Origin of the sequence: Erythrobacter sp. (genome assembly GCA_019739335.1) — a bacterium.
Classification (GTDB): domain Bacteria; phylum Pseudomonadota; class Alphaproteobacteria; order Sphingomonadales; family Sphingomonadaceae; genus Alteraurantiacibacter.
This window is the reverse complement of sequence record CP073261.1, coordinates 858,174-881,526: the sequence shown is the minus strand read 5'-3', so window position 1 is coordinate 881,526 and position 23,353 is coordinate 858,174. Positions and strand designations below refer to the sequence as shown.

General features: G+C 64.9%; 23 protein-coding genes. 16 read left to right on the top strand and 7 right to left on the bottom strand.

Annotation, left to right across the window (positions count from 1 at the left end; all coding sequences use genetic code 11):
* Nucleotides 1–31: 31 nt before the first annotated feature.
* Both JY451_04220 and JY451_04215 read left to right on the top strand, forming a co-directional pair.
* On the top strand, nt 32–1,042 hold the full coding sequence (locus JY451_04220) for a DUF4118 domain-containing protein (protein QZH75801.1): 1,011 nt from the start codon (nt 32–34) through the stop codon (nt 1,040–1,042).
* Between the two features lie 145 nt (nt 1,043–1,187).
* On the top strand, nt 1,188–1,697 hold the full coding sequence (locus tag JY451_04215) for a DUF1097 domain-containing protein (GenBank protein QZH75800.1): 510 nt from the start codon (nt 1,188–1,190) through the stop codon (nt 1,695–1,697).
* A gap of 48 nt (nt 1,698–1,745) precedes the next feature.
* Here JY451_04215 and JY451_04210 read toward each other — a convergent pair whose 3' ends face one another.
* The gene (locus tag JY451_04210) at nt 1,746–2,222 is read right to left on the bottom strand and encodes a hypothetical protein (protein ID QZH75799.1); all 477 of its coding nucleotides are present in this window, start codon (nt 2,220–2,222) and stop codon (nt 1,746–1,748) included.
* A gap of 156 nt (nt 2,223–2,378) precedes the next feature.
* Between JY451_04210 and JY451_04205 the strand changes: the two genes are divergently transcribed.
* Nucleotides 2,379–4,445 (top strand): hypothetical protein, encoded by a 2,067-nt coding sequence (locus JY451_04205; protein ID QZH75798.1) that lies wholly within the window; start codon nt 2,379–2,381, stop codon nt 4,443–4,445.
* Between the two features lie 3 nt (nt 4,446–4,448).
* Here JY451_04205 and JY451_04200 read toward each other — a convergent pair whose 3' ends face one another.
* The gene (locus JY451_04200) at nt 4,449–5,936 is read right to left on the bottom strand and encodes a carotenoid oxygenase family protein (protein QZH75797.1); all 1,488 of its coding nucleotides are present in this window, start codon (nt 5,934–5,936) and stop codon (nt 4,449–4,451) included.
* Between the two features lie 229 nt (nt 5,937–6,165).
* Here JY451_04200 and JY451_04195 point away from each other — a divergent pair, with 229 nt between their 5' ends.
* Nucleotides 6,166–6,591 carry a MarR family transcriptional regulator gene (locus tag JY451_04195; GenBank protein QZH76553.1) on the top strand — a complete coding sequence of 142 codons (426 nt, stop codon included), beginning with the start codon at nt 6,166–6,168 and terminating at the stop codon, nt 6,589–6,591.
* A gap of 5 nt (nt 6,592–6,596) precedes the next feature.
* Nucleotides 6,597–7,022 (top strand): nuclear transport factor 2 family protein, encoded by a 426-nt coding sequence (locus JY451_04190; protein ID QZH75796.1) that lies wholly within the window; start codon nt 6,597–6,599, stop codon nt 7,020–7,022.
* A 98-nt stretch (nt 7,023–7,120) separates the two neighbouring features.
* Here JY451_04190 and JY451_04185 read toward each other — a convergent pair whose 3' ends face one another.
* Nucleotides 7,121–8,383: an MFS transporter gene (locus JY451_04185; protein ID QZH75795.1), complete on the bottom strand. Its 1,263-nt coding sequence runs from the start codon at nt 8,381–8,383 to the stop codon at nt 7,121–7,123.
* A 79-nt stretch (nt 8,384–8,462) separates the two neighbouring features.
* The gene (locus JY451_04180; protein ID QZH75794.1) at nt 8,463–9,344 is read right to left on the bottom strand and encodes a hypothetical protein; all 882 of its coding nucleotides are present in this window, start codon (nt 9,342–9,344) and stop codon (nt 8,463–8,465) included.
* Nucleotides 9,345–9,449: 105 nt separating this feature from the next.
* On the opposite strand from JY451_04180, the gene JY451_04175 reads away from it, so the two are divergent.
* Genes JY451_04175 through JY451_04160 form a run of 4 tightly spaced genes read left to right on the top strand, consistent with a single transcriptional unit; the run spans nt 9,450 to nt 12,248 of the window.
* Entirely contained in the window at nt 9,450–10,985 is a 1,536-nt protein-coding gene (locus tag JY451_04175; GenBank protein QZH76552.1) for an FAD-binding oxidoreductase, read from the top strand.
* Entirely contained in the window at nt 10,982–11,380 is a 399-nt protein-coding gene (locus JY451_04170) for a cytochrome c (protein QZH75793.1), read from the top strand. Before JY451_04175 ends, JY451_04170 begins: the two co-directional genes overlap by 4 nt.
* Nucleotides 11,377–11,745, top strand: a complete 369-nt coding sequence (locus JY451_04165; protein QZH75792.1) for a hypothetical protein — start codon at nt 11,377–11,379, stop codon at nt 11,743–11,745. Before JY451_04170 ends, JY451_04165 begins: the two co-directional genes overlap by 4 nt.
* Nucleotides 11,746–11,756: 11 nt before the next feature.
* A complete protein-coding gene (locus tag JY451_04160; GenBank protein ID QZH75791.1) occupies nt 11,757–12,248 on the top strand; it encodes an isoprenylcysteine carboxylmethyltransferase family protein in 492 nt (163 codons plus the stop codon).
* A gap of 27 nt (nt 12,249–12,275) precedes the next feature.
* Here the strand turns inward: JY451_04160 and JY451_04155 are convergent, their stop codons facing one another.
* Entirely contained in the window at nt 12,276–12,788 is a 513-nt protein-coding gene (locus tag JY451_04155; protein QZH75790.1) for a hypothetical protein, read from the bottom strand.
* A 181-nt stretch (nt 12,789–12,969) separates the two neighbouring features.
* Between JY451_04155 and JY451_04150 the strand changes: the two genes are divergently transcribed.
* The 7 genes from JY451_04150 (at nt 12,970) to JY451_04120 (ending at nt 21,506) form a co-directional block, all read left to right on the top strand.
* Nucleotides 12,970–13,878 (top strand): NAD(P)H-binding protein, encoded by a 909-nt coding sequence (locus tag JY451_04150; GenBank protein QZH75789.1) that lies wholly within the window; start codon nt 12,970–12,972, stop codon nt 13,876–13,878.
* Nucleotides 13,875–16,097 (top strand): PQQ-binding-like beta-propeller repeat protein, encoded by a 2,223-nt coding sequence (locus tag JY451_04145; GenBank protein QZH75788.1) that lies wholly within the window; start codon nt 13,875–13,877, stop codon nt 16,095–16,097. Before JY451_04150 ends, JY451_04145 begins: the two co-directional genes overlap by 4 nt.
* 43 nt (nt 16,098–16,140) lie before the next feature.
* Nucleotides 16,141–17,613, top strand: coding sequence for an aldehyde dehydrogenase (locus tag JY451_04140; GenBank protein QZH75787.1), 1,473 nt, complete (start codon nt 16,141–16,143; stop codon nt 17,611–17,613).
* Between the two features lie 9 nt (nt 17,614–17,622).
* Complete coding sequence (locus tag JY451_04135; protein QZH75786.1) at nt 17,623–18,144, top strand: O-acetyl-ADP-ribose deacetylase; 522 nt, start codon at nt 17,623–17,625, stop codon at nt 18,142–18,144.
* A gap of 95 nt (nt 18,145–18,239) precedes the next feature.
* Complete coding sequence (locus JY451_04130) at nt 18,240–20,252, top strand: TonB-dependent receptor (protein QZH75785.1); 2,013 nt, start codon at nt 18,240–18,242, stop codon at nt 20,250–20,252.
* 81 nt (nt 20,253–20,333) lie between these two features.
* Nucleotides 20,334–21,194, top strand: coding sequence for an alpha/beta hydrolase (locus tag JY451_04125; protein QZH75784.1), 861 nt, complete (start codon nt 20,334–20,336; stop codon nt 21,192–21,194).
* Nucleotides 21,195–21,272: 78 nt separating this feature from the next.
* Nucleotides 21,273–21,506: a hypothetical protein gene (locus JY451_04120; GenBank protein ID QZH75783.1), complete on the top strand. Its 234-nt coding sequence runs from the start codon at nt 21,273–21,275 to the stop codon at nt 21,504–21,506.
* Nucleotides 21,507–21,530: 24 nt separating this feature from the next.
* Here the strand turns inward: JY451_04120 and JY451_04115 are convergent, their stop codons facing one another.
* Nucleotides 21,531–21,854 carry a TraR/DksA family transcriptional regulator gene (locus JY451_04115; GenBank protein ID QZH75782.1) on the bottom strand — a complete coding sequence of 108 codons (324 nt, stop codon included), beginning with the start codon at nt 21,852–21,854 and terminating at the stop codon, nt 21,531–21,533.
* Entirely contained in the window at nt 21,851–23,233 is a 1,383-nt protein-coding gene (locus JY451_04110) for a carotenoid oxygenase family protein (GenBank protein ID QZH75781.1), read from the bottom strand. The genes JY451_04115 and JY451_04110 overlap by 4 nt, the downstream gene beginning before the upstream one ends.
* Nucleotides 23,234–23,353: the final 120 nt, after the last annotated feature.

The window sequence follows — 23,353 nt, the reverse complement described above, 5'->3', positions numbered from 1 at the left end:
AGGGCGATTGTCGCCCGCAACGGGTCGCCGCATGTATCGTCTAGCCACTTTCGACGTTGGACGGCGCTTTGTCGCGCCGCGCGTAAGAATTGCCATGCAATGCCTGTTCGGCCTCGGCTGCACGCTGGCAGTCATCGGCCTGCGCAGCCTGCTCGATGTCTGGGCGCCGTCAGCTGGCCCGTTCTCGCTGATCTACCCCGCCATTCTGATTGCCGCGCTCTATGGACATTGGCAGGCTGGCGTCGTTGCTTATGCCTCCAGCCTGCTTTGGGCCTGGTATTTCGTCCTGCCGCTGCAGTATTCGTTCATATTCCTCGAGGCCGGTGGCGCGGCGCGCGTGGCGATGAATGCAATTTCGGGGCTGGTCGTTCTCCTATTCGCGGAGGCCTTCCGCAGGGCTGTGGTCCGCGCCATCGAACAGCGGGACGAGGAGATCGCGCGCCGTCAACTGCTGCAGCAGGAACTGGAGCATCGCACGCGAAACAACTTCGCGCTCGCTGCCAGTCTGCTCGAAACCCAGAAGCGGAGAGAGAAGTCACCCGAAGTGGCAGGGGCCCTGGATCTTGCCATCACCCGGATCCACTCCTTCGCTTCGGCCTATGCGAACCTTGCGCACAGCCAGGGGGAGGGAGCGGTGATATCCATGCGCGACTATCTGGTCGAAGTCGTAGATCGCGTGGCCCGGGGGGCGTTCAGGGAAAATGTTACCGTCGATGTCGAAATCGGCGGCAATACGCGTACCATGCCGCGCGAAGTGGCGGTGGCGATCGGCCTGTTCACCAATGAAGCGCTCACCAACTGCGCGAAATATGCTTTTCCCGATGGCCGCGACGGTAAGGTGAAAGTTCGCTTCGATGGCGATCAGCACGAATGGACCCTGGCCATCGCCGATGATGGCGTGGGCACCGCAGATGCAGTGCCGTCGTCAGGACTGGGCGAGCGCCTGATGGTGGCGTTTGCGCAGCAGGCGCGCGCAGCTTACCGGGTGGAGGCAGGGGTAACCGGCCGCTCGCTCGTCCTTTCCAGTCTCGCTGCCACCTGACGTTTCTTCTGGGTGGATGCCGGGATGAGATTGCGCCTGTCCATTCCTGCTGTTCTCAATTCCTCCTATGGACATTCTCCAAGGTTGACTTAGTCTGCCTTTTCCAGCGGTCCGCAGAGGCCGCTTAGTGGAGAGGGAAACTACCATGACCGCATATCTCGCGCTGGCCCTATCTGTGGGCCTGCTCGCCATACTCGATACCTGGCTGTTCGGTGTACCACTGGCAGAACTGCTACCGGGGCTGGTCTGGGTCAGTTTCGTCGCCTGGGGCTGCCACTTCCATTCCGGCGGTGGCGTGAAGGGAATGACCACAGCAATGGCGGGGATGAGCTTCGGCGCTCTGGTTGGTCTCGCCGCCATTCTCGCACTGATGGGACCGTTCGCAGGTTTGGGCGATTTTGCCGGTCCGGTCGCGGTGGGCTTGGGTGCCTTCGTCATCTGCCTTGCCAGCAGGATTCCCTTTCTCGCCACCATTCCGGCCAGTGTTTACGGCTTTGCTTCAGTTGCCGGGGCGACCTTCCTTATGGCAGGGGAGGACGGTCTCGATCCGCTACGCGCTATCGGACCGACCGTAATCTCGATCATCATCGGCGCACTGTTCGGGATCGTTTCCGAATACCTGGCCAATGCCCTGACAAAGAAGGATGCAGTGTAAGCAGTATCAGGGGGGCGAGGGAGCGACGGTTTCCTCGCCCTTCAAAGGCTAGATGCGGAAATCCTGGATGCCGGGCCGTGCGGAATGGTCTGCCGTTCCGCGCCAGACGAACAGCGGCCAGAAATACCGCCGCCATGGCCACGCGAGGATAATGTTGAACAGGATCGACATCGCTCCGAAGGTCCATTCGACCAAACCTTCGTCGAGTACGAAGTTCCAATAGACGATCACGATATTGATGGGGACCAGCGCCAGCAGAGCCAGCGGCATGGCGCGATTGGCGAGGATCAGCAGCCCAAGCACGACTTCGAGCAGCTTGATCACGTCGAACAACCCGCTTGCCATCAGCGCCAGCGTAAAGTCGATTGCCGGTTGTTCGTTCCCCAGCGGCTGGAGTTCGGGCCAGACAAAATGCATCAGCCCGGAAAATAGCCACCAGCCGCCGAATACCAGCCGGCTCAGGTGATAGATCCAGAAGATCGAGCCGACCCTCCCGGTGTTCTCCACGCTGTCACCTGCTGTCATCTGACGGGTTACTCCTTCCACCGCCTTTCTTATGCCGCAGGGCCAGCGGGCCGCAAGCCTCGCCAAGGCTTCACGCAAGATGAACCGCGCCCCCATGCATCGTTCAGCTTCGCAAGCGCAAATATGAACAGATTACCGGAACCGGGGATGATCATCATGCGTGGACCCATTAGCCTGAAAGCAACTGCATCGCTACTCGCACTGGCGCTTGCCGCCTGTTCGGAGCAGCCGGTATCCGCGCCGTCACAGGATTCGCTGCTGTCGTTGGCCGAACTGGATAGCAGGCTGGCCGAAATGCAGGTCGAAGATGACCCGGCTTCGACGGATGACGCCGCCTTCGCGGTTGTGACCTCTGAGTCGTCGGCAGGTTGGGGTTACCGGGCCGCCGCGCCCCAATGGATCGACGCGGGCTATTTTCCCACCGGTCCGGCGCAGCCAGCCTATCTCGGCTCTGGCGCGGCTTACGGGGATGATGATTCCTTCCATCCTGCTGACGACAGCCCCGTCAATTACGGCGCGGATTATTACAGCAGCAACAGACAGGACTACGCCGATTACCCGGACAGCAACTACGCAGAAGACTACGGCGATGGCTATGCCGACGACTACGGCACCTCATCTGGCAACCTGTCTGGGTTCGCTGCAGGGGATTTGAGCCACTGGGTCAGCCTCGCCCTGCTGGCCGTGGGCCTGTTGACCGGCTCGACTGACGACAGCGGATATGCGGACGACTATGATTATCGTGGCGGCGACGATTATGGCTACGACTACGGCTTTGGTTCGGATTACTGGACCGGTCGCGATTACCGGCCCGTCTACCAGAGCCATTATCGCCCCGCTTCCGAATGGCATCGTCCGCTCCATCGTCAGCGGGTGAACTGGTCCTATCGCGGCAATGCCTGGGACGCCTCCCGCCGGGATCGCAACGAAGCTCGTTCCGAGTGGCGGCGCGACCGCGACCGTGACGATAATCGCCAATGGGGCCGTGAGCGGGACAACGACCGCGGATGGGATCGCAACCGCGACGATGACCGCGAATGGCATCGCGACCGTAGCGACGATACCCGTTCCGGTTGGTGGCGCGGCGCGGATCGCGCCTGGCGCGGTAGCAACGCCGGATCGTTGCTGGCCCCGCCCCCGGTGGCGGAACGGGACCGCGAGCGGCGTCAGGCACTTCGCGCGGAGGCCGTGCGCCACCGTGCGGATCGCCAAGTGGTGCGCCGCGAGAGGCACAGTGAGCGTGCCGAACGGGCGAGTGATCGCGCTGCGGCCGAACGCGCGCGTTACGAGCGCCAGCAATCCCGGTTCGATCGCGTGAGCGCGCACGCTGGTGCTGATCGCATCAGGGCCGAGCGCGAGCAATCGCGTCGCGACCAGGTGCGCGTCCGCAACGAACGCGTGAGCGCACGTGCCGCTGTCGAACGCGCCCGCACCGAACGGGCCAGCGCACGTGTGGATGCCGCACGGGTCCGCAACGAGCGCGAGGCGACCCGGCGTGAGCAGGAGCGGGTACGCACCGAACGGGCTACCCAGCGCGCCGAGGCCGAGCGTGCCCGCGCCGCCCGTGCGGAACAACAGCAGGCGCGTGCAACACAGCGCGCCGAAGCGGAGCGCACTCGCGCGGCACGGGCGGAGCAGCAGCAGGCTCGTGCCACCCGGCGCGCCGAAGCCGACCGCGCCCGGAACGAACGCGAGGCGACTGCCGCAGCGCGTGCCTCCCAACGCGAAGTTGCCGAGCGGGCGCGTGCCGAACGCGCCGCGCAGCAACAGGCGCGGGCGGCGCAGCAAGCCGAGGCCGAGCGGGCTCGCAGCGAGCGGGCCGCACAGCAGCAGGCTCGCGCCAACGAACGCGCCGAAGCCGAACGGGTGCGCGCCGAGCGGGCGGCGCAGCAGGAAGCCCGTGCAGCCCAGCGTGCCGATGCCGAGCGGGCCCGCGCCGAGCGTGCAGCGCAACAGCAGGCCCAGGCCCAGCAACGCGCCGATGCCGAGCGGGCGCGGGCCGAGCGGGAGGCCGCCAATGCCGCGCGGGCTGCCGAACGTCAGGCCGCCCAGCAGGCACGGGCCGAACGCGCCGCCGCGCAGGAAGCCGCGCAGCAAGCGCGCGCCGAGCGGCAGGCGGCGCAGCAGGCACAGGCCGCCGAACGCGCGGCGGCGCAGGCCGAACGGCAGGCACGTCGTCCGGTGCGCGGCAATTCAGCGGGACAGCAGCCCGAGCCCCTGTAGGCGCTAGCGCACGGCGCTGGCGGCGAGCTTCTCCCGACTCACCCAGGTGCCGTGGACCTGGCTGCGCAAGGGCCGCCCAAGCTTCACCTTCGCCACGGCCCCGCGCTCAACCGCGTCGGCCTCGATCACCCACAGCTCGGAAAGGTAATCGGAAGGATCGCCCGCACCCGGCGGGCCGTTCGGCACATCGATCACGCTCAGCAGCCAGCCGCCGTGACCGGGTTCGGGCGAAGGGACATGCGCGGGTTCGCTTATCGCGGCGCCGGGGGGCGTTTCCATCATCGCCAGGCGCCCGGTCTCCGGCTCGATCCGCAGCAGCGCGTTGAAATTCGCACCCACCGGGCCGCCCAGCATCGGCGGGCCTTTCGCCTGTGGGTTCATGCTGAGATACCATGCGCGGTCGTAGGCGCGCCCCTGCACCGCATCCTCCACCCGGCACAGGTCTCCCGGCGGGCCGAGCGGACGTTCGGTGATCGCCAGTTCTTCCGCGCCCATGTCCACGCTCCAGCGGGTCAGCGCGCCCTGCAAGGCCTGCTGGGGAATGTCGATCCCGCCCGCCTCGCGCATGAACTGGAAGGCGTTGGAACTGGTCAGGCACAGATCGACATGCACCGTACCGCCCTGCTCGAAGGCGTTGACTTCGTGGAAGCAGGAAACTCCGACGGGCCCCTGCACCCAGCGCATTTCGGAAACGTCGCCATAGCGCGGCATGATCCCCAACCAGCTCGGCAGGTCCTGATGATGCGCCCAGTGCGCGCCGCCCGCCTTGATCCGGTCAAGGTCCGCCAAAGTCGGGAACAGCGGGAAAATCGCGTAATTCTCGGTGATGACGAAATCGTGGATCGTGGAACAATAGGGCTGATCGAACCACTGTTCGCGCACGAGATTGCCGTCTTTGTCGGCAATACAATAGGCGACATCGAGGCTGCACAGCCCCCCTGCTTCATAGCCGAAAAAGAACATCTCGCCGGTGACCGGATCGATGCGCGGATGCGCGGTGAAGGTTTCGGAGCGCAGCTTGCCCGCGTAGTCCCACTTGCCCACGGTCTCCAGCGTGTGCGGATTGACCTCGTAACCGCGCCCGTCCTCCTTGGTCATGAACAGCCTTCCGCCGTGCCAGACCGGAGTGGTGTTGGCCACGGTGCGGTCCTTGCCCGCCACGCTGGGATCGTCGGTGAAGGGATTTCGGTAGCGTCCGAACAGCGCGCGGCCCGCTTCCTTCTCGGCGAGATACCGCTCGGTCGCGACATATTTCATCGCATAATCAACCTGGCCGTTGTGGAAATGGAACCGCGCGATCATGCCGTCGTGGTTGAGCGCGATGTCATCGTCGAACATCGGCGCATGGGCATTGTCGGGCACGGCGCGGAAGAAGGCGCCCTGGATGGCGGCGGGGATCTCGCCCTCCACTTCGAGCGCAGTCAGTGAGAACTCTTCCTGCCGCGGAGTGTTGGTGCCGATGAAATGCAGGGTTTGCGGGAATGCCCCCATGTGAATATCCTCTTCCGATTCTCGATTTCGGTTTTGTTGGCGATAACGCTAACGTTTGTTACAGTCAGTGCAAGCGCGCAGGTTTGACGCGCATCAAGCAGGAGAAATTTGGGTGGGGGTGGAAGAGAAGGGCGGTATCGCCGATGCGGACGTGAGCCGCAATCTGCACTTGGCCGAGGATCGCGAGGTGGTGCTGCTGCACCGCCTGCTGAAGCTGACCAACCGGCTGATGGCACCGTTTTCCACCCACTTGGCGCACCGGCACAAGATCAGCATCAACGAATTCCGACTGCTGATGACGGTCGGCGCGCTGGGGCGGACGGCGAGCCATGAAGTGGCGGACGTCACCGGGGTCAACGCCATGAGCGTGAGCCGCGCGGTCGCCACGCTGGAAAAGCACGGGCGGCTGGTGGTGCAGCCGGACGAGGCCAACCGCCGTCGGAAGTGGCTTTCGCTGTCGGCGGAAGGCGAGCGGTTGTACCAGCTGATGCGCCCGCAGACCGAAACGGTGGCGCATTACCTGTTCGGCAAGCTCGCGCAGGGCGAACTGGAAGGCTTCGAGCAGATCGTAGAGCGATTGATCGAACGGCTCGATGCGAGGGACGAGGCGGGCAATTCGGTGTTCCTTGAACGCACCAAGCCGAAGGATGACTAGCGGCGATGACTGAAGAACAGCGCCGCGCGATCGAAGCCGCTGTGACGCGGCTGATCCACGCCTATGCCTGGGCCAACGACGCGCAGGACTGGGACGCGTGTGCGGCGCTCTACACCGAGGACGCGATGTTTCGCCGTCCGAGCGGGGGCGAGCCGATAGTGGGCCGCGCGGCGATCCTCGCCAGCTTCACCGCGCGCGCAGCCCGCGCGCAGCGGCACGTGATGGCGAATGTGCTGGTCGATGTGGCGAGCGAGCGCGAGGCGCGGGCGCGGAGCGTGGTCGTGCTCTACATGGGCGATGCCGTAGCCGCAGGGCTGCCGGTTCAGGACCCAAAATCGCCGCTGGTAGGGACGTTCGTGGATCGCTGCGTGCTGACCGATGAGGGTTGGCGGTTTGCCGAGCGGACCGGCGCGCTGGATTTTCGCCCGTAGAAAAGCGCCTCCCACCCGCTCATTATGGGCTTGTCGAAGCATAGCCTCCACCTTGGCCCAGCTGTGGGGCTACCTTCGGCCCGTGCCCTTCGACAAGCTCAGGGTGAGCGGGTTTGGGATGCTTGGGGCGGAGTGGGTGAGAGCGAAGTTTCACCTTCTTCAATCCGCGCCTTTACCAGCAAAGCTCTTCCCACCAGCAGCGCCACCAGCACGCAGGCCATCGCCGGGAACGCTGCCACGCCGAGGAAAGTCTGTGCGGGCACCTCCGCCGCAATCATCGCCGCACCCAGCGGTGGTCCGGCAAAGGCACCCAGCCGCGCCACAAGTACGCCCATGCCGACTGCCGAAGACAGCAACCGCGCCGGGAACAGGTGCGCCGCCAGCCCCGGCAGTACCATGCCGCCCGCATTGGCTCCGCCCACGCCCAGCATCAGCAGCAGCGCCCAGCGGGTGTGATCGGGCGCGGTGAGCCAGATGGCTAGGAAGCTCGCCGCCATGCTGCCGAACATCAACTTCAGCGCCGGACCTTTGCGCCAGTTGTCGATCAGCACGCTGAAGCCGATGCCGATGGCAAGGCCCGCAAGGTTCGCCCGCCCCGTTACCTGCGCCGCATAATCGAGGCTCATCCCTGCTTGCGGCAGTATGGTGGGCAGCCACGAATTGAGCAGGTAGAGATTGAGCGCGTTCAGCCCCAGCATCCCGGCGAACACCGCGAAGGGGAAGGCCCACGGCGCGGAAAAAAGCGTGAGCTGAGGCAGCTTGGCCCCTACTGCGCGCTTGCCCTGATTAGCGGCGCTGGCAGGCACGCCGGGGTCAAGTACGAACCAGAGCACGGCGGCCAGCACTATGGCCATGCCGCCGGGCACGTAGAACAACCCTTGCCAGCCCCATGTGGCGATGATCGGCGGGGCGAATTCTCCCGCCAGGAACAGGCCGATGGGAATCCCCGCCGAAACCAGCGCCATCACCGTTGCACGCAGCCGTTGCGGGGCGATTTCGCTGGAAAGCGCGCTGACATTGGGCAGGCAGGCCCCCAGCGCAAAGCCGGTCAGGAAGCGCCAGATCAGGAAGGCGGTGGGGGTCGCGGCGGTGGAAGTCGCCAGCGTGAACATCCCGGTCGCCAGGCACCCGGCGACGATCAGTGCGCGGCGCCCGAAGCGGTCGCCCAGCGGTGCCAGCGTCGCGCCGCCCACGCCGAGCCCGACGAGAATGCCGGTCAGCACCCAGCCGAAATTGGCCGGTGCGATGTCGAGCGCGGCCTCGAGCCGGGGTACGGCAATGCCCATCGCGGCGATATCGAACCCCTCCATCACGAAGACCCCGCCGAGGAGGATGAGTGCGAGGATATTGCGAGCCGTCATTTCTTCTCCCCTCCCGCTTGCGGGAGGGGCCGGGGGAGGGCCTGTCCAGCGAGTGCGGTGTTACTTATTATTCCCACCCCTAACCCCTCCCGCCAGCGGGAGGGGGACTGGTCAAGCCGTCCCACGGCGATGGCATCCGGTACGGCACCGTCAGGAAATCCGCTTCCACCGCCTCGATTGCACCCTCACGAATACGGAAGGCCTCGGCAAGATAATAGGAGTGCGGGCGGCGCACCGGGCTTCTGGCGGGCGTGCCGTCGGTCAGGGTGTAGTCGCCCAGCCTGCCCGAATGGTCGATAAAGCCATAGGTGAGCACGATCCCGCGCTCGCGGTCCACCAGCGGGAAGCGGCGGGCGCGGAGTTCGTCATCGTATCGATACCAGCCCAGAGCGAACTGCTCCTCGCACCTCAGCCGCGCCACGGGGAGCGGGAAATCGGGATTGTTGGTTGTTTGGACGCCGTTTTCGATGCGGTTGCACTGCGGCCAGAATTTGGTGCGGATCGTCCCGTCGTTGCGCTCGATCGTGTCGAAATAGCCGTTGGCCACCCGCACCAGCTCATCCCGGTCGGCTGGCTCGATCAGCAGATCCTCCATCTCGTCGCGTTGTACGAATCGCTGCGGGCCGAACGGGAAACCCTCGTCCTTGTTGCGCGCCACGACCGTCTCGATCCCGGTGATGCATTCATCGGAAACTTCGAGCCGAATGCAGCACGGATTGAGCGCGTTGGTTTCCTCCACGGCGGTGAACAGCGCCACCTGCCCGCGCTCGGGCTCGGCAAACCGCAGATCATACTCGTGGCGCGCGGTGATCGTGTTCCACAGTCCGTCGCCCACGGCGAGGCGGACGTTGTTTTCGGTATTGAACACCTCGTCGGCAAGCGGCGCCAGCGAAGGGTCGCGCGCGGCCAGCGCGTCAAGATAGGTGTCGAGAATGGCGTAAAGTTCTGCCCTTGTCGGCACGCAGCGATCTCCCCTTCGCTTGACTTCCGCCACCGCTAGCGGAAAAGTAACGATCGTTAAAGTCATGGGAGAGGCGAAATGGCGCAACAGGCGCTGCCACCGGGGATGAGCGCCGCGCGGCTGGACGAAGCGCGCCGCGCGCTCGAAGCCGCGCTGGGTTCGGGCAAAGTCTTTTTCGATGCGCTCGACCAGCGGAGCTATCGCGACAAATTCGCGGTGGACGATGCCGGGCATCACCCGGCGGGCGCGGTGGCCCCGGATACGGTCGAGGAAGTGCAGGCCGTGCTCCGCATTGCCAACCAGTATCGCCTGCCGGTCTTCCCGATCGCGCGCGGCAAGAACCTCGGCTACGGCGGCTCTGCGCCGGTGCTGGCAGGCTCTGTGGTGATGGACCTCTCCCGCATGAAAGCCATCGAATTCGATGCCGAACACGGCACCGTGCTGCTCGAACCCGGCGTGGGATTCTACGATCTTTACGACTATATCCAGCGCAACAACCTGCCATACTGGCTCAGCACGCCCGGTAACTCTTGGGGCAGTGTGATGGGCAATGCGCTCGACCGGGGGGTGGGCTACACCCCCTATGGCGAGCACACCAAGAACATCTGCGGGCTGGAAGTGGTGCTGGCCAATGGTGAGGTGGTGCGCACCGGCATGGGCGCGTTCAGCGGCGCGCCGACCTGGCAGGCCTATCCGTTCGGCTTCGGGCCGGGGTGGGACCAGATGTTCGTGCAATCGAACTTCGGGATCGTCACAAAGATGGGCATGTGGCTGATGCCCGAGCCCGAAAGCCTGATGGGCATGGATGTCGAATTCGACCGGCCCGAAGATCTGAAGGTAATGGTCGATACGCTGGCGCCGTTGCGCCGCGAGCGGCTGCTCACGCAATCGCCCAGCATCGGCAACTGGATGCGTGCCGCCGCCGTTCTGACCACCCGCGACCAGTGGACCGACGAATCCGGCGCGCTCTCTGACTCTGTGATCGACGCGATCCGCCGCCAGTTCAACATCGGCTGGTGGGGCGTCTCGCTGCGGCTGTACGGGCGCGAGGAGGTGAACCGCGCCGCGTTCCGCGTGCTCAACGATGCCATCGGCGCGGCAGGTCCGCTCTCGGTCCGCCCGACCGAATGGGTGCGCGGGCAGCCGATCGAATATACCGGCTGGACTGGCACGCCGATCACCTTCCCGATGCAAAACGTCAACTGGTACGGCGGGCGCGGCGGGCACATCGGGTTCAGCCCGATCATCCCGCAGGATGGCGACACCGCGCTGGCGCAATTCCGCCGCACCTATGCCCGCTATCAGGAATACGGGATGGACTACCAGGGCAGCTTTGCCTTCGGCGAGCGGCACCTGATCAATGTCAACGCGATGATTTTCAACAAGGACGATCCGGCCATGATGGCACGGGTCGATCCATTCTTCCGCACGCTGGTGGCCGATGCCAAGGCGGAAGGTTACGGCGAATACCGGACGCATCTGGATTACATGGACCTTGTCGCGGGCAGCTATGATTTCAACAATGGCGCGCTGGGGCGGATGAACGAGGCGGTCAAGGATGCGCTCGATCCCAACGGCATCATTGCGCCGGGTAAGAGCGGCATCTGGGGCAGTGCATACAGGCAGGAGCGCGGGGCATGAGGGGCTTGGCAATCATCGCGATGAGCGGCCTGCTGGCGGGCTGTTCGGCGGCCGTGGCGCAGCAGGAAGAGGCCCAGCAACGCGCCGGGCCTCCACCCATGCCGCAACCCGTGACTTTGGCGCAGCGTCCTGATGCCACGGGGGGCGAGGCGCTCTATGTCCAGCATTGCGCGATGTGCCACGCCGCCAACGGCATGGGCACCGGGCTGCTCGCCCGCACGCGCGAAGTGGCCTTGCTGGAGGCGCGCGACAACCTCGCGGCGCCTTATGTAGTTCTCGCGGCGCGGCAGGGCATCGGCAACATGCCTGCCATCCCGCGCGGCGAAGTGAGTGATGAAGAATTGCAGGCGATTGCCGACTATCTCGCCGCCGGACCGCACGAGGTGGCACGATGAAAGTCTCGCGCAGGAACGTGCTGGCGGGCGCTGCGGCGGTTCCACTGGCCGGGCTGGCTTCGTGGCGCTGGAGCTATCACGGCGGCGCAGTGCTGGTGCACGATCCCATGCTGGCGGCGGGGCGCGAATTCGCGGCTGTGACGCTGGTCGATGGCCGCCAATCGCTGGCGCTGGAGGGAGACCGCATCCGCTTCGCCCGCGAACTCTTCGCCAGCCGCCCGCTGCTGGTGCGCGGCGTCACCCGGCAGGCCGATGCCGTGCTGCTGGAAGACGTGGCCGGGGAAGAGGGCTACAGCCGCGTGGCGCTGGAAGTGCGGGGCAATGCCATCGACTGGGCCCTCGCACCACGCATCGTCTGGGCATAAAGGGTAGGCACATGACCCGCGCCCATCCTCTCGAAAACCGGATCCCTCCGCCGGTGGTGGCGTTCGCCGTATTGCTCGCTGAACTTGCCGCGGCTCGCTGGGTCCCGGCTGCCCAATTCGGCCCAATCGCAGCACGGCCCGATCTCGCACCGTTGCAGTTGGCAGGCATCGCGCTTGGCGTGGCCGGGCTTGCGGCGATGGCGGCGGGCGTGCTGGCCTTCCGCCGCAAGGCAACCACAGTCGATCCGCTTCACCCCGAAAAGGCGACCAGCGTGGTCACCGGCGGCATTTTTCGCTTTACCCGCAACCCGATGTATCTGGGCATGGCGCTGATTCTGCTCAGTGTCGCGCTGGTATTGAGCAATGCGCTGGCCTTGCTCGGCCCGCTACTGTTCGCTGCGTGGATCACGCGCTTTCAGATCCGCCCGGAAGAACGCGCGCTCGAACACTTGTTCGGAGCCGAGTTCCGCAATTACCGCGCGCGTGTCAGGCGCTGGCTCTAGACCCCGTCGCCATATGGTGGAGGTTGCCTAGGCTGCCGATCCGTTCCATTCGGCCAGACAGGCCTGCACCTTCTCGGTCACCTGCTGGTCGACCGAGCGGCGCAGCGAAGAGCGGGTGAGGGTAAAGCTGAAGCCATCCATGCAGAACGCCAGTGTGGCAAAGCGGCTGGTTCCTGTCACCGGTTCCGTAAGGAAGGCATAGCTCGACAAACGCACATTCACCGCGCCGTAGCATGATCCGGCATCTTCGCCGTCATCGAAGACGATCGGGGCGATGTTGAGATTGATGTAGAAAGTCAGCGCCTGCTGATCGAGTGCCATCTGTTCCGTTCCAATTGGAACACCTGCTGCGGTGAAGGCATTGCTGGCAGCCCGGAGAACCTGACCGTAGGAAGTGCCGCAGGACAGTAGATCGGCATCGTCCTCCTCGCCCAACACGTAAACCGGCGGGTAGGCCGCCGCTTTCTGCGCCAGTGCTGGTGCAGCCGCCAGCAGTCCGCCTGCCACCATCGCGGCAGCCGCAATAGGCCTGATTCTCATAGAAAGCCCCTTTCAATCCCCTGTTGCAGCCAGTGGTCTAGCAGCAAAACAATGCCGTGCCAGCATCCGATGAAGGCGCACCACGAGCAGTTGCCTCAATCGTAACAGTCGTTATGATCGCGGCCCACTGGGGAAAGCGCGAGCGGCTGACTCGTGCGCGGATGGCCGACGGGAGAGAGACTTGGGCAAGATCATCGTATCGGGCGCATCGGGCCAGTTCGGCCATGCTGCTGCCGAAAAATTGCTGGATGGAGGGGCAGAGGTCATCGCGCTCAGCCGTTCGATCGACAAGCTGGCCGATCTCGCCGCGCGCGGGGCGGAAGTTCGCGCTGCCGATTTCGATTCGCCCGATGGGCTGGTCGAGGCGATGGCGGGGGGCGAGAAGCTGCTGCTGATTTCCACCACGCTGGTGGGGCAGCGCCCGCGCCAGCACGGCAATGCCATCGCGGCGGCCAAGGCGGCGGGGGTCTCGCAGATCGTCTACACTTCGCTGCTCGGAGCCCGCAATCCGGGCAATCCTTCGGTCGAAGGCTTCGATCATATCGCCACCGAGGAACTTCTCGAGCAGTCGGGCGTGGCCTACACTTTCCTGCGCAACAGCCTCTATGCCGAAGCGGTCGCCACGGCGATGGCGATCCCGGCACTGGCCGCTGGCAGCAAGCCCGAAAATGCCGGGACGGGCCGCGTGCCGATTGTCAGCCGCGACGATTGCATTGCCATCGCCGTCGCGGTGCTGCTGCAGGACGGGCACGAAAACATGGCCTATGACGTGACCGGGCCGGACCTGTGGACGCTTCCCGATGCCATGGCACTGATTGCGGACATGGCGGGCAAGCCGATTGCGGTCCACGATGTCGATGACCAGGGTATGTTCGCCTACTTCGATTCACTCGGCGTGCCGCGTAAGTCGGCGGATGTCGATCCCAACGGCCCGATCCCCTGGGCAAGCGAAGGCATGGTGACTTTCGGCCAGTCGATCCGCGAGGGTTTCATGGATATCGCCTCGAACGATGTGGAGCGGGTGACTGGCAGGAAGCCGCGCAGCTTGCGATCAGTGTGCGAACAGTATCGGGGAGCATGGCCGCTATGATCCGCGCATTCGTGCTGGCACTGACCGCCAGCCTTTCCCTCGCTGCCTGCAGCGAGAGCTTCGATCCCGCCTCCATCGATACCGCCGCCTACGGCGCGGGCGAGAACTGGGACAATCCCGGCGGCGACTGGGCCGAAAGCCATTTCTCCCGGCTGGAAACGATCACCCCCGCCAATGTTGGCGAGCTGGGGCTGGCGTGGGAATACGATCTGGGCAGCGAGCGGGTGCAGGAAGCCACGCCGGTGGTGATCGACGGGGTGATGTACACCTCGGGCAATCTCGGCAAGGTCTATGCACTGAACGCCGCGACGGGTGCGGAACTGTGGACCTTCACGCCCGAAATGGACATGCAGATTACCCGCTCGGCCTGCTGCGACTGGGCCAATCGCGGGGTAGCGGTGGCCGACGGACCCGACGGCAAGCTGGTGTTCGTCGCCGCGCTGGACGGGATTCTCTACGCCCTCAACGCTGACGACGGCTTGATCGCGTGGCAGGTGGATACGATAACCGATCGCGACCGCGCCTACACCGTCACCGGCGCACCCGAAGTGGCGGGCGATATCGTGGTGATCGGCAATGCCGGGGCAGAGTACGATACGCGCGGTTATGTCACTGCCTATCGCGTCTCTGACGGCGAGCAGGCGTGGCGATTCTTCACCGTGCCGCGCGATCCCGCCGAAGGGCCGCAGGAAAGCCCGGCGCTGGAAGCGGCGCTGGAAACCTGGAGCGAGACATCGCGCTACGACATCGGGCTGGGCGGCACTGCCTGGGATGCGATCACTTACGATCCGCAGTTCGACCAGGTCATCATCGGCACCGGCAACGGCGATCCGATCAATGTCCACGTCCGCTCACCGGGCGGGGGGGACAATCTCTATCTCAGCAGTCTGGTGGCGGTGGACCGCGCATCGGGCGAAATGAACTGGTTCATCCAGCAGACTCCCGGCGACAGCTGGGACCTGACCGCGACCCAGCCGATGATCCTGGCCGAACAGGAGATCAACGGCGAACAGCGCCCGGTTGTGCTGCACACCCCCAAGAACGGCTTCTTTTTCGTGATCGACCGTGAGGACGGGCGAGTGCACCAGGCCAACCCCATCGTACGGATGAACTGGGCCGACGGCTGGAACTACGAAACCCAGCGCCCCAACCTGACGCCCGCCACCAGCGATTACCGCGACCAGCCGCAGATCGTCTTCCCCGGCTCCCCCGGCGCGCGCAACTGGTACCCCGCCGCCTACGATCCGGGCCGCAACACCTATTTCGCTCACGTGCTGGACATGGGCAACCTGCTGTTCCTCACCGGCGATCCGAATACCCCGCCCGAGCGGCAGGAAAAGTTCCTCAACCCGGGCACCGCGATCCTCTTCACCGCCGACATCCAGCAATCGATCAACACGCTGCCGCCACCGATGGCCGAAGCGGTCCGCGCGCTGCCGAGCTGGCAATGGGTGCTCGACCAGCCGTTCACCAGCCAGCTGCGCGCCATCGATCCGATGACGGGCGAGACCAGGTGGAGTGTCGACAGCCTTGGCTGGCAGGATCGCCACGGGGTGCTGGCGACGCAAAGCGGGCTGGTGTTCCACGGCAACGCCGCAGGCACGGTGTTAGCGCGCGACAGCGATACGGGCGAAGCCCTGTGGCAGGTCGAAACCGGCTCCACCATCATGGCCGCGCCGATGACCTATAGCGTGGACGGGGTGCAATATATCGCCGTGCAGACCGGCTGGGGCGGCGGCGGCTGGGGCTTCGTGCCCGGCTATTCGGCGGCCTATTCAAAGGGCAATGCCAACCGGCTGCTGGTGTTCCGTCTTGGTGGCGGCGAAGTGCCCGTGCCCGCCGATTTGCCGCCCATCGAACCCGCGCCTGCTCCGCCTGCGCAGTTCGAGGGCGTGACGCCCGAAACCTTGGCCATGGGCAACGCGCTGTTCACCGAAAACTGCATGATCTGCCATTCGAACCAGCCGCGCGCGCCGCTGCCCGATCTGCGGAGGATGGCCCCGAATATCCACGCCGGGTTCGAACAGATCCTGCTGCAGGGCCTGTTCGTGCCGCAGGGGATGCCCAGCTTTGCCGACCGGTTGAACGCCGAACAGGTGCGTGCGATCCAGGCCTACCTTATCTCGGTGCAGGGACCGCTACGCGAGCGCGAACTGGAACTGCAACGGCGCGGGCTACCGCTGGATAGCCAGGCGCTGACGATCATGTCGAATTATTAGCGCCGCGCGAAGGCGGGAATTCAGTGAAGAGGAGAAGGCCGCAATGACCCCCGAAGGCGTAAACATCGCCCACCCCGACAAGCTGTTCATCGGCGGCGAATGGGTGCGGCCGCTGTCAAACGAGACCATCGAAGTGATCAACCCGGCGAGCGAGGAAATCGTCGCCCGCACCGCTGCGGCGGGCAATCGCGATATGGACGCGGCCGTTGCCGCCGCGCGCCATGCCTTCGATCATGGGCCATGGCCGCAGACGCCGCCGGAGGAACGGCAGGCCAAGCTGCTCGAAATGGTCGATTACCTTGAAGCCCGCGTGCCCGAACTGGCCGCAGCATGGACGGCGCAGGTCGGCGGGCTCGCCAGCTTTGCGCCAATGATGCACGGCAGCGCGGTGGCAGGCCTGCGCGGGCTGGCCATGCTCGGCACCACCTTCGAATGGGAAAGCCGCAAGCCCGGCATGGCGGTGGACACGGTGGTGATCCGCCGCGAACCCGTGGGCGTGGTCGTCGGCATCGCGCCGTGGAACGGGCCGTTCGGGATCATGGCGAACAAGGTGTCCTACGCGCTCATTTCCGGCTCGGTCATCATCATGAAACCCTCGCCGGAAACGCCGCTCGAGGCCTATATCCTCGCCGAAGCCGCCGAGGCGGTGGGCCTGCCGCCGGGCACGGTGAACCTCGTCCCTTCTGGCCGCGAGGCCGCCGATCACCTGATCCATTCGCGCCTGATCGACAAGGTCAGCTTCACCGGCTCGTCTGCCGCCGGAAGCCACATCGCCAGCGTCTGCGGCGGCAACATGACCCGCTTCACGATGGAACTGGGCGGCAAGAGCGCCGCGATCATCCGCGACGATTTCCCAATCGAAGTGGCGGCGCAGATCCTCGGCAACACCATCACCGTCATGAGCGGGCAGGTCTGCGCGATGCTCAGCCGCGCCATTGTCCCACGCGCGCGGCACGACGAACTGGCCGAAGCGATCAAGGGCGTGATGGAAGGCGTGGTCATCGGCGATCCCGCCGATCCCGCGACCCAGCTCGGCCCGCTGGCGATGCGGCGGCAGCTCGAACGCGTAGAAATGTATATCGAGGCGGGCAAGGCTTCGGGCGCGCAGCTCGTCACAGGCGGCCATCGCCCTGCGCATCTGAACAAGGGCTATTACATGCAGCCCACGCTATTTGCGAACGTCGATAATCGCAGCAAGATTGCGCAGGAGGAGATTTTCGGACCAGTCTTGTGCCTGATACCGGCGGATGACGAGGAGGATGCAATCCGCATCGCCAACGAAAGCGACTTCGGCCTGAACGGTAGCGTGTTCACCACCGACGCGAACGCCGCCTACGCCATCGCCAAGCGCATCCGCACCGGCGTGGTCGGCCAGAACGGTATGCGGATGGAATGGACCGCGCCCTTCGGCGGCTACAAGCAATCGGGGATTGGCCGCGAAGGCGGCGAGGAAGGGCTGTGGGGCTACCTGGAGACGAAGACGGTGTTGCTCGACGCGCTTCCATCGTCAGGCTAACGGCGGTGAATGACTGACACGATCACCGTCGAACAGGGCAACATTGTTACCTATGCGGTCGACGCGGTGGTCAACGCTGCCAATTCTTCGCTGCTCGGCGGAGGAGGGGTGGACGGGGCAATCCATCGCGCTGCCGGCCCGGATCTGGTGCACGAATGCCGCCTGCTCGGTGGGTGTAAAACCGGGCAAGCCAAGCTGACCAAGGGATATCGGCTGCCGGCCAGAAACATCATCCATACCGTCGGCCCCGTTTGGCGGGGTGGCGACAATGGTGAGGATAGACAGCTGGCAGAATGTCACCGCAATTCCTTGGCGATCGCCAGGAAGCATGGTCTGAGAACGATTGCTTTCCCCGCCATCTCCACAGGAATTTTCGGCTATCCGATGGAAAAAGCTGCCCATGTTGCGATCGACAGCTCTCTTGCCGAACTGCGCGATTTCCCGGACGCGTTCGATGCAATCACCTTCGTCTGCTTTGACCAACTGGCCGCGAGCATTTTCCGGCAGGCGCTGTCGCTCGTCTCGCACTGACTTCATTCTCGGCCTGCCTGCCAATGCCGGGGTGACGCGCCAAGTTTATGTCGCTAAGGGATTCGGACAAAATCAATTTCGGATCGTGTGACGCCATGAAATATCTGCTGCTTGCCGGCTTTTGCCTGCCGTTCATCGCCACCCCAGCCGCTGCACAGGAGCAGGGCGAGCAGGCGGAAGAGAACACCATCATCGTGCTCGGCGAAGGCCTGCCCGATACGCCCGGCACGCCCGCCTATTCCACCGTCGAGCTGGACCGCGAGCAGATTGTCACCACCGCCAGCGGGCGGCTGGAGGATGCGCTGGCCAATGTCGCCGGGTTCCAGCAGTTCCGCCGTTCGGACAGCCGCTCGTCCAACCCTTCCGCGCAGGGCGCGACACTGCGCGCGCTCGGGGGCAATGCCACCAGCCGGGCGCTGATCCTGCTCGACGGGGTGCCGGTGGCCGATCCCTTTTTCGGCTACATCCCCTTCAGCGCCATCGCGCCCGAACGGCTGGACAGCATCCGCGTCACCCGCGGCGGCGGCTCCGGCCCGTTCGGCGCGGGCGCGCTGGCGGGCACGATCGAGCTGGAAAGCGCCGATGCCGCCACCCTCGGCCTCGTCACTGCCAGCGGCCTCGCCAACTTTCGCGGCGATACCGAACTCAGCGCCACGCTCGCGCCCGAACTGGGTGACGGGTTCGCGGTGATCCACGGCCGCTGGGACCGGGGCGACGGCTTTTTCACCACACCCGAAGACCAGCGCGTGCCCGCCACCAGCCGTGCCAATTACGACAGCTGGTCTGCCGGAGGCCGCGTGGTGCAGCAGCTTGGCGACTTCGAAGTGCAGGCGCGGGTGCTGGCGTTTGAGGACAGCCGCGTGCTGCGCTTCCAGGGTGCTGACAACTCCTCAGAAGGGCAAGATGTCTCGCTGCGTGTGGTCAGCCGGGGGCCTTGGCAGGTCGACGCGTTGGCCTACGGCCAGTGGCGCAATTTCACCAATGTCGTGATTTCCTCGACCCGCTTTGTCCCGGTTCTCGACCAGAAGGATACCCCGTCCGCCGGCATGGGCGGCAAAATCGAAGTCCGTCCCCCGGTTGGCGAAGCGCACACGCTGCGGGTCGGGCTGGACTATCGCCGTGCCGAAGGCGACCTGTTCGAGGACGCGATTTCCGCCTTCACCGGCGCGCTCACCGAAGAGCGGTTTGCGGGGGGCGCGACCGACGATGTGGGCCTCTATCTGGAGAACGACTGGCAGGTCGGTGCGCTCACATTGACCGGCGGGGTGCGCGCGGATCGCTATTCGATTACCGGCGGCTATTACCGGGCACTGGCGGCTGATGGGAGCGTAGTCCGTGAAGACAGTTATGCCGACCGTTCCGACTGGGAAGTGACCTGGCGCGCCGGTGCGCTGTTCGAAGCGAGCGAGGCGGTGACCTTGCGTGCCGCCGCCTATTCCGGCTTCCGCCTGCCGACGCTCAACGAGTTGTACCGCCCCTTCGTGGTGTTCCCGGTGACGACGCAGGCCAATGCCGCGCTTGCTCCGGAACGGCTGGAGGGCTGGGAGCTGGGGCTGGACCTGACGCCAGCGCCGGGCATTTCCTTCGCCGCGACATACTTCGACAACCGCGTGAAGGATGCCATCGCCAACGTCACCATAGCCACCAACCTGCGCGAACGGCGCAATCTCGATGCCATCGAGGCGACCGGGCTGGAGCTTGCAGCGAACATCGAGCGCGGGCCGTTCAGCCTCAATGGAACGCTGGTGATTACCGACGCCGAAGTCGCAGGCAATGGGTTCGCGGCACCGCTGGATGGCAATCGCCCGGCGCAGACCCCCGCCTTCGCAGCCAGCCTGACGGGTGCCTATGAATATATCGAGGGGGGGCTTGTGGCAGCTACGCTACGCCACGTTGCCAAGCAGTTTGAAGGCGATCAGGAGGACGATGTGCTCCCCGCCGCCACCGTGCTTGACCTGTTCGCGCAGTTCCCGCTGACAGCGCAGTTGTCGCTGGTGGGCCGGGTGGAGAACCTGTGGGACGAGACGATTATTACTCGCAACCAGGGCGGATCGATGGATCTGGGCGCGCCGCAGACTTTCTGGGTAGGCCTGCGCTACGGTTTCTGACGATCCCCGCTCAGTTGGCCACCCATTTGCGCAGGAAATCGCTCGGCGATCTCCACAAGTGCGTCACGAAGGAGATTGAAGATGTCGCCTGAACTGCGTGCCAGGCTGGAAGAACTGGGCCCCGATCTCTCGCCCGCGATGCTCGGCGCCACGGAGGCGCTAATGGCATCGATCAATCTTGGCATGGACCCGTCTACGCAGGTTGAGCGCGATCTATCTTACGGTCCCGACCCGCGCCACCGGCTCGACGTGTTTTCCAAAGGCACACCGACAGGTGCGCCGGTGCTGGTCTACGTCCACGGCGGCGGCTTCGTGATGGGGGACAAGCATAGCGAAAGCTCGCCGTTCTATTCCAACGTGGGCGATTTTGCCGCGCGGATGGGCTGGGTGGGGGTGACCATGACCTACCGCCTCGCCCCCGCGCACCGCTTCCCCAGCGGGGTGGAGGATATGCGGTTGTTCGTCGATTGGCTGCGCGCGAATGTGGCAGCCCACGGCGGCGATCCGGCAAGGATCGTGCTGATGGGCCAGAGCGCCGGGGCGAGCCATATTGCCAACTACCTCGCCCATGCGCGCGATCATGCCGTGGGAATTGCCGGGGCCGTGTTCCTCAGCGGCATCTACGATGTCCGTACCAGCGCCGTGAACGATTTCAACAAGGCCTATTACGGGGAGGATGTGGCGGGCTGGGGGCCAGCCTCGGCGCTTGCTGGGCTGATTGCTTCACCCGTGCCGTTGCAGTTCAGCGTGGCCGAATTCGATCCCGACGACTTCCACCGGCAGGCCGCACAGGTCGTGGAGCAATGGACCGCAGCCAAGGGCCGCTTGCCCGAAATGCACTATCTCACCGGCCACAACCACCTCAGCCCCGGCCTTTGCATCGGCAGCGACCAGGCGCAGACGGAGGCGATGGTGGCGGGCTTCGTCCAGCGGGTGACGTGAAGAAAATCGGAACGATTACCACCACCTGTTCGTTGCTTGGCTTGCAGAAACAGGAGAACTGACGTGCGTAAATTAGCCATGGCCATCACCCTCGGCACCGCTTCGCTGGCGCTCGCCGCTTGCGATGTCGAGCAGACCGAAGAAGGCGAGATGCCCGATGTGAATGTCGAGGGCGGCAATCTTCCCGAATATGACGTGGACACGCCCGAAGTTACGGTCGGCACCGAGGAACGGACCGTGGACGTTCCCGTTATCGGGGTCGAAGAAGCCGATGCCGATGAGGCGGAAGCAGACGAGCCTCCCGCAGAGTAACCCGCGCTTGTACCATCACCTGCGTCAGCCCTTGCTGGCGCAGGTGATGCACAGCGCGGCTTCAGGGCGCGCCTCCAGCCGGCCTGCCGCGATCTCGTCACCGCACTGCACGCAGTAACCGTATTCGCCAGTCGCGATGCGTTCCAGCGCGCGGCGGGTCGACGCCAGCTCGCGCGCTACAAGCCGCGCCTGCCCCTCGAGCGACTCGTCGTCCGCCATTTGCACGGCGCGTTCGGAGGAATCCGGGTCGTGCGGCTCGTCCAGATCGTCCTCGATGTGCTGGAGCCTGCCCTGCAATTCGGCAAGCTGTGCTTCGAGCGTGGCCTTGGCTTTCGCGGTATCGATCATATTGCATTCTCCTTCGAGGGAACCCAGCATCCGTGAAACGCCATCGGCATGGCGAAAGGAAGGCGCACCGTGGCGAGCGGTGGGCGGCTGACATCGCGCGCGTCGAGGATCAGCAGTTCGGCGCGGCGTTCGGCGAAGCGATCGACCACGGTGAAGATAAAGCCGTCGCCTTCCTCCGTATCAGGCGAGCGCGGCACGAACAGCGGTTCCTGCGCCGCCGCACCTTCGAGCGTTTGCGCCGTCACCTCGCCCGTTTCCCAGTCGATCTGGCCGATCCCCATGCGCGGAAAATCGCGCAGGGCGAACCAGCCGTGGCGGTACTTCGCCATCGCAAAGCGGTCATCCATCTTCGGCATATCGCCTTTCGCGCCCGCGAGCGGATGCAGGCTGACGGCTTCGGCATCGGGCTTGGAGAGGTCGAACACCACGCGGGTGATCTGGGTGATCGTTTCCGACATGTTCGGCAGGTTGCCGTGCTTGTCGGCGAAGAAGGAGAAGCAATTGCCTGGGCTGATCGGGGTGTCCACCACCACGCAGTTGCCCTCGGTATAGGCGTTCATCACGTGCCCCATCACGCCGGGCACATCGAACCAGCGCATGTCCCGCGCCGGATCGCCATTGCGGGGCATCACGCCCCACTTGCCGGGGAGATCGGGATCGTATTCGTAATAGGGCTTCCCCGCGCGCAGCCGTGCTTTGCTGGCGGTGAGCGGCATGATCGGGAATACCAGATGCTCACGCGTCACGCCCCAGTCGTGGCTGAGGCCGGGGTAGGGGGTCTGGAACCATTGCTCGCGGATCAGTGTGCCTTCGGCATCGAACACGTGCAGGCTGGCATCGGTCGTCGGCTCCCCGCCCGCGAACACGCCGTAGCTCCACCATTCGCCGGTCTGCGGATCGATCTTGGGATGCGCGGTGAGCGCGGTTGAGCGCAGGTCTCCCCATTGTCCCTCTCCCAGCGTTTCCAGGGTATCCAGATCGATCCGGTAAGGGCGGCTGTCTTCCCGCAGGGCGAACAGTTCGCCGTGATGGGCGAAGGCAAAGGTATTGCCGGTGTTGTCGCGCTGGGGCAGGTTGGAGACGCTGGCATCGTCGGTGTAGCGGTTGCGGTAGAGGCCATAGAGCCGCCGCCGCGCCGCGCGCTCTGCCTTCAGTCGCTCGGTCTGGACGTAGCGGCTGCGGAAGGAGACGTGGCCGTCTTCGAACCAGAAGGCGCTGACCATGCCATCGCCGTTGAGGACGATGTCGCCTTCCAGCGAAGGATACTGCCGGTCCCCACCGAGGCGATAGTAAGCACCTTGCAATTCCGCTGGAACTTCGCCCAGGACCTCGCACTCGAACACATCCGCTTCAAAGCGCATCGTTGTGCGCTCTTGCATGCCGAAGCTGGCGTATGGGTGAAACACTTCCGGCACTGCTTTCTCCCTGCAAGGAGACTTAGTCAACGCCAGTGGGAGAGGAAGTGCAAGGGGAACCTGCAATCGGTGAGCCCTAACGCA

Coding starts and splice junctions, on each gene's coding strand:
- JY451_04110 (QZH75781.1), bottom strand. CDS start 23,233: ATGCAAGAGCGCACAACGATGCGCTTTGAAGCGGATGTGTTCGAGTGC.
- JY451_04120 (QZH75783.1), top strand. CDS start 21,273: ATGGCCATCACCCTCGGCACCGCTTCGCTGGCGCTCGCCGCTTGCGAT.
- JY451_04130 (QZH75785.1), top strand. CDS start 18,240: ATGAAATATCTGCTGCTTGCCGGCTTTTGCCTGCCGTTCATCGCCACC.
- JY451_04135 (QZH75786.1), top strand. CDS start 17,623: ATGACTGACACGATCACCGTCGAACAGGGCAACATTGTTACCTATGCG.
- JY451_04160 (QZH75791.1), top strand. CDS start 11,757: ATGACCCGCGCCCATCCTCTCGAAAACCGGATCCCTCCGCCGGTGGTG.
- JY451_04125 (QZH75784.1), top strand. CDS start 20,334: ATGTCGCCTGAACTGCGTGCCAGGCTGGAAGAACTGGGCCCCGATCTC.
- JY451_04205 (QZH75798.1), top strand. CDS start 2,379: ATGCGTGGACCCATTAGCCTGAAAGCAACTGCATCGCTACTCGCACTG.
- JY451_04200 (QZH75797.1), bottom strand. CDS start 5,936: ATGGGGGCATTCCCGCAAACCCTGCATTTCATCGGCACCAACACTCCG.
- JY451_04190 (QZH75796.1), top strand. CDS start 6,597: ATGACTGAAGAACAGCGCCGCGCGATCGAAGCCGCTGTGACGCGGCTG.
- JY451_04145 (QZH75788.1), top strand. CDS start 13,875: ATGATCCGCGCATTCGTGCTGGCACTGACCGCCAGCCTTTCCCTCGCT.
- JY451_04175 (QZH76552.1), top strand. CDS start 9,450: ATGAGCGCCGCGCGGCTGGACGAAGCGCGCCGCGCGCTCGAAGCCGCG.
- JY451_04220 (QZH75801.1), top strand. CDS start 32: ATGTATCGTCTAGCCACTTTCGACGTTGGACGGCGCTTTGTCGCGCCG.
- JY451_04165 (QZH75792.1), top strand. CDS start 11,377: ATGAAAGTCTCGCGCAGGAACGTGCTGGCGGGCGCTGCGGCGGTTCCA.
- JY451_04170 (QZH75793.1), top strand. CDS start 10,982: ATGAGGGGCTTGGCAATCATCGCGATGAGCGGCCTGCTGGCGGGCTGT.
- JY451_04140 (QZH75787.1), top strand. CDS start 16,141: ATGACCCCCGAAGGCGTAAACATCGCCCACCCCGACAAGCTGTTCATC.
- JY451_04155 (QZH75790.1), bottom strand. CDS start 12,788: ATGAGAATCAGGCCTATTGCGGCTGCCGCGATGGTGGCAGGCGGACTG.
- JY451_04185 (QZH75795.1), bottom strand. CDS start 8,383: ATGACGGCTCGCAATATCCTCGCACTCATCCTCCTCGGCGGGGTCTTC.
- JY451_04195 (QZH76553.1), top strand. CDS start 6,166: ATGGCACCGTTTTCCACCCACTTGGCGCACCGGCACAAGATCAGCATC.
- JY451_04215 (QZH75800.1), top strand. CDS start 1,188: ATGACCGCATATCTCGCGCTGGCCCTATCTGTGGGCCTGCTCGCCATA.
- JY451_04210 (QZH75799.1), bottom strand. CDS start 2,222: ATGACAGCAGGTGACAGCGTGGAGAACACCGGGAGGGTCGGCTCGATC.
- JY451_04115 (QZH75782.1), bottom strand. CDS start 21,854: ATGATCGATACCGCGAAAGCCAAGGCCACGCTCGAAGCACAGCTTGCC.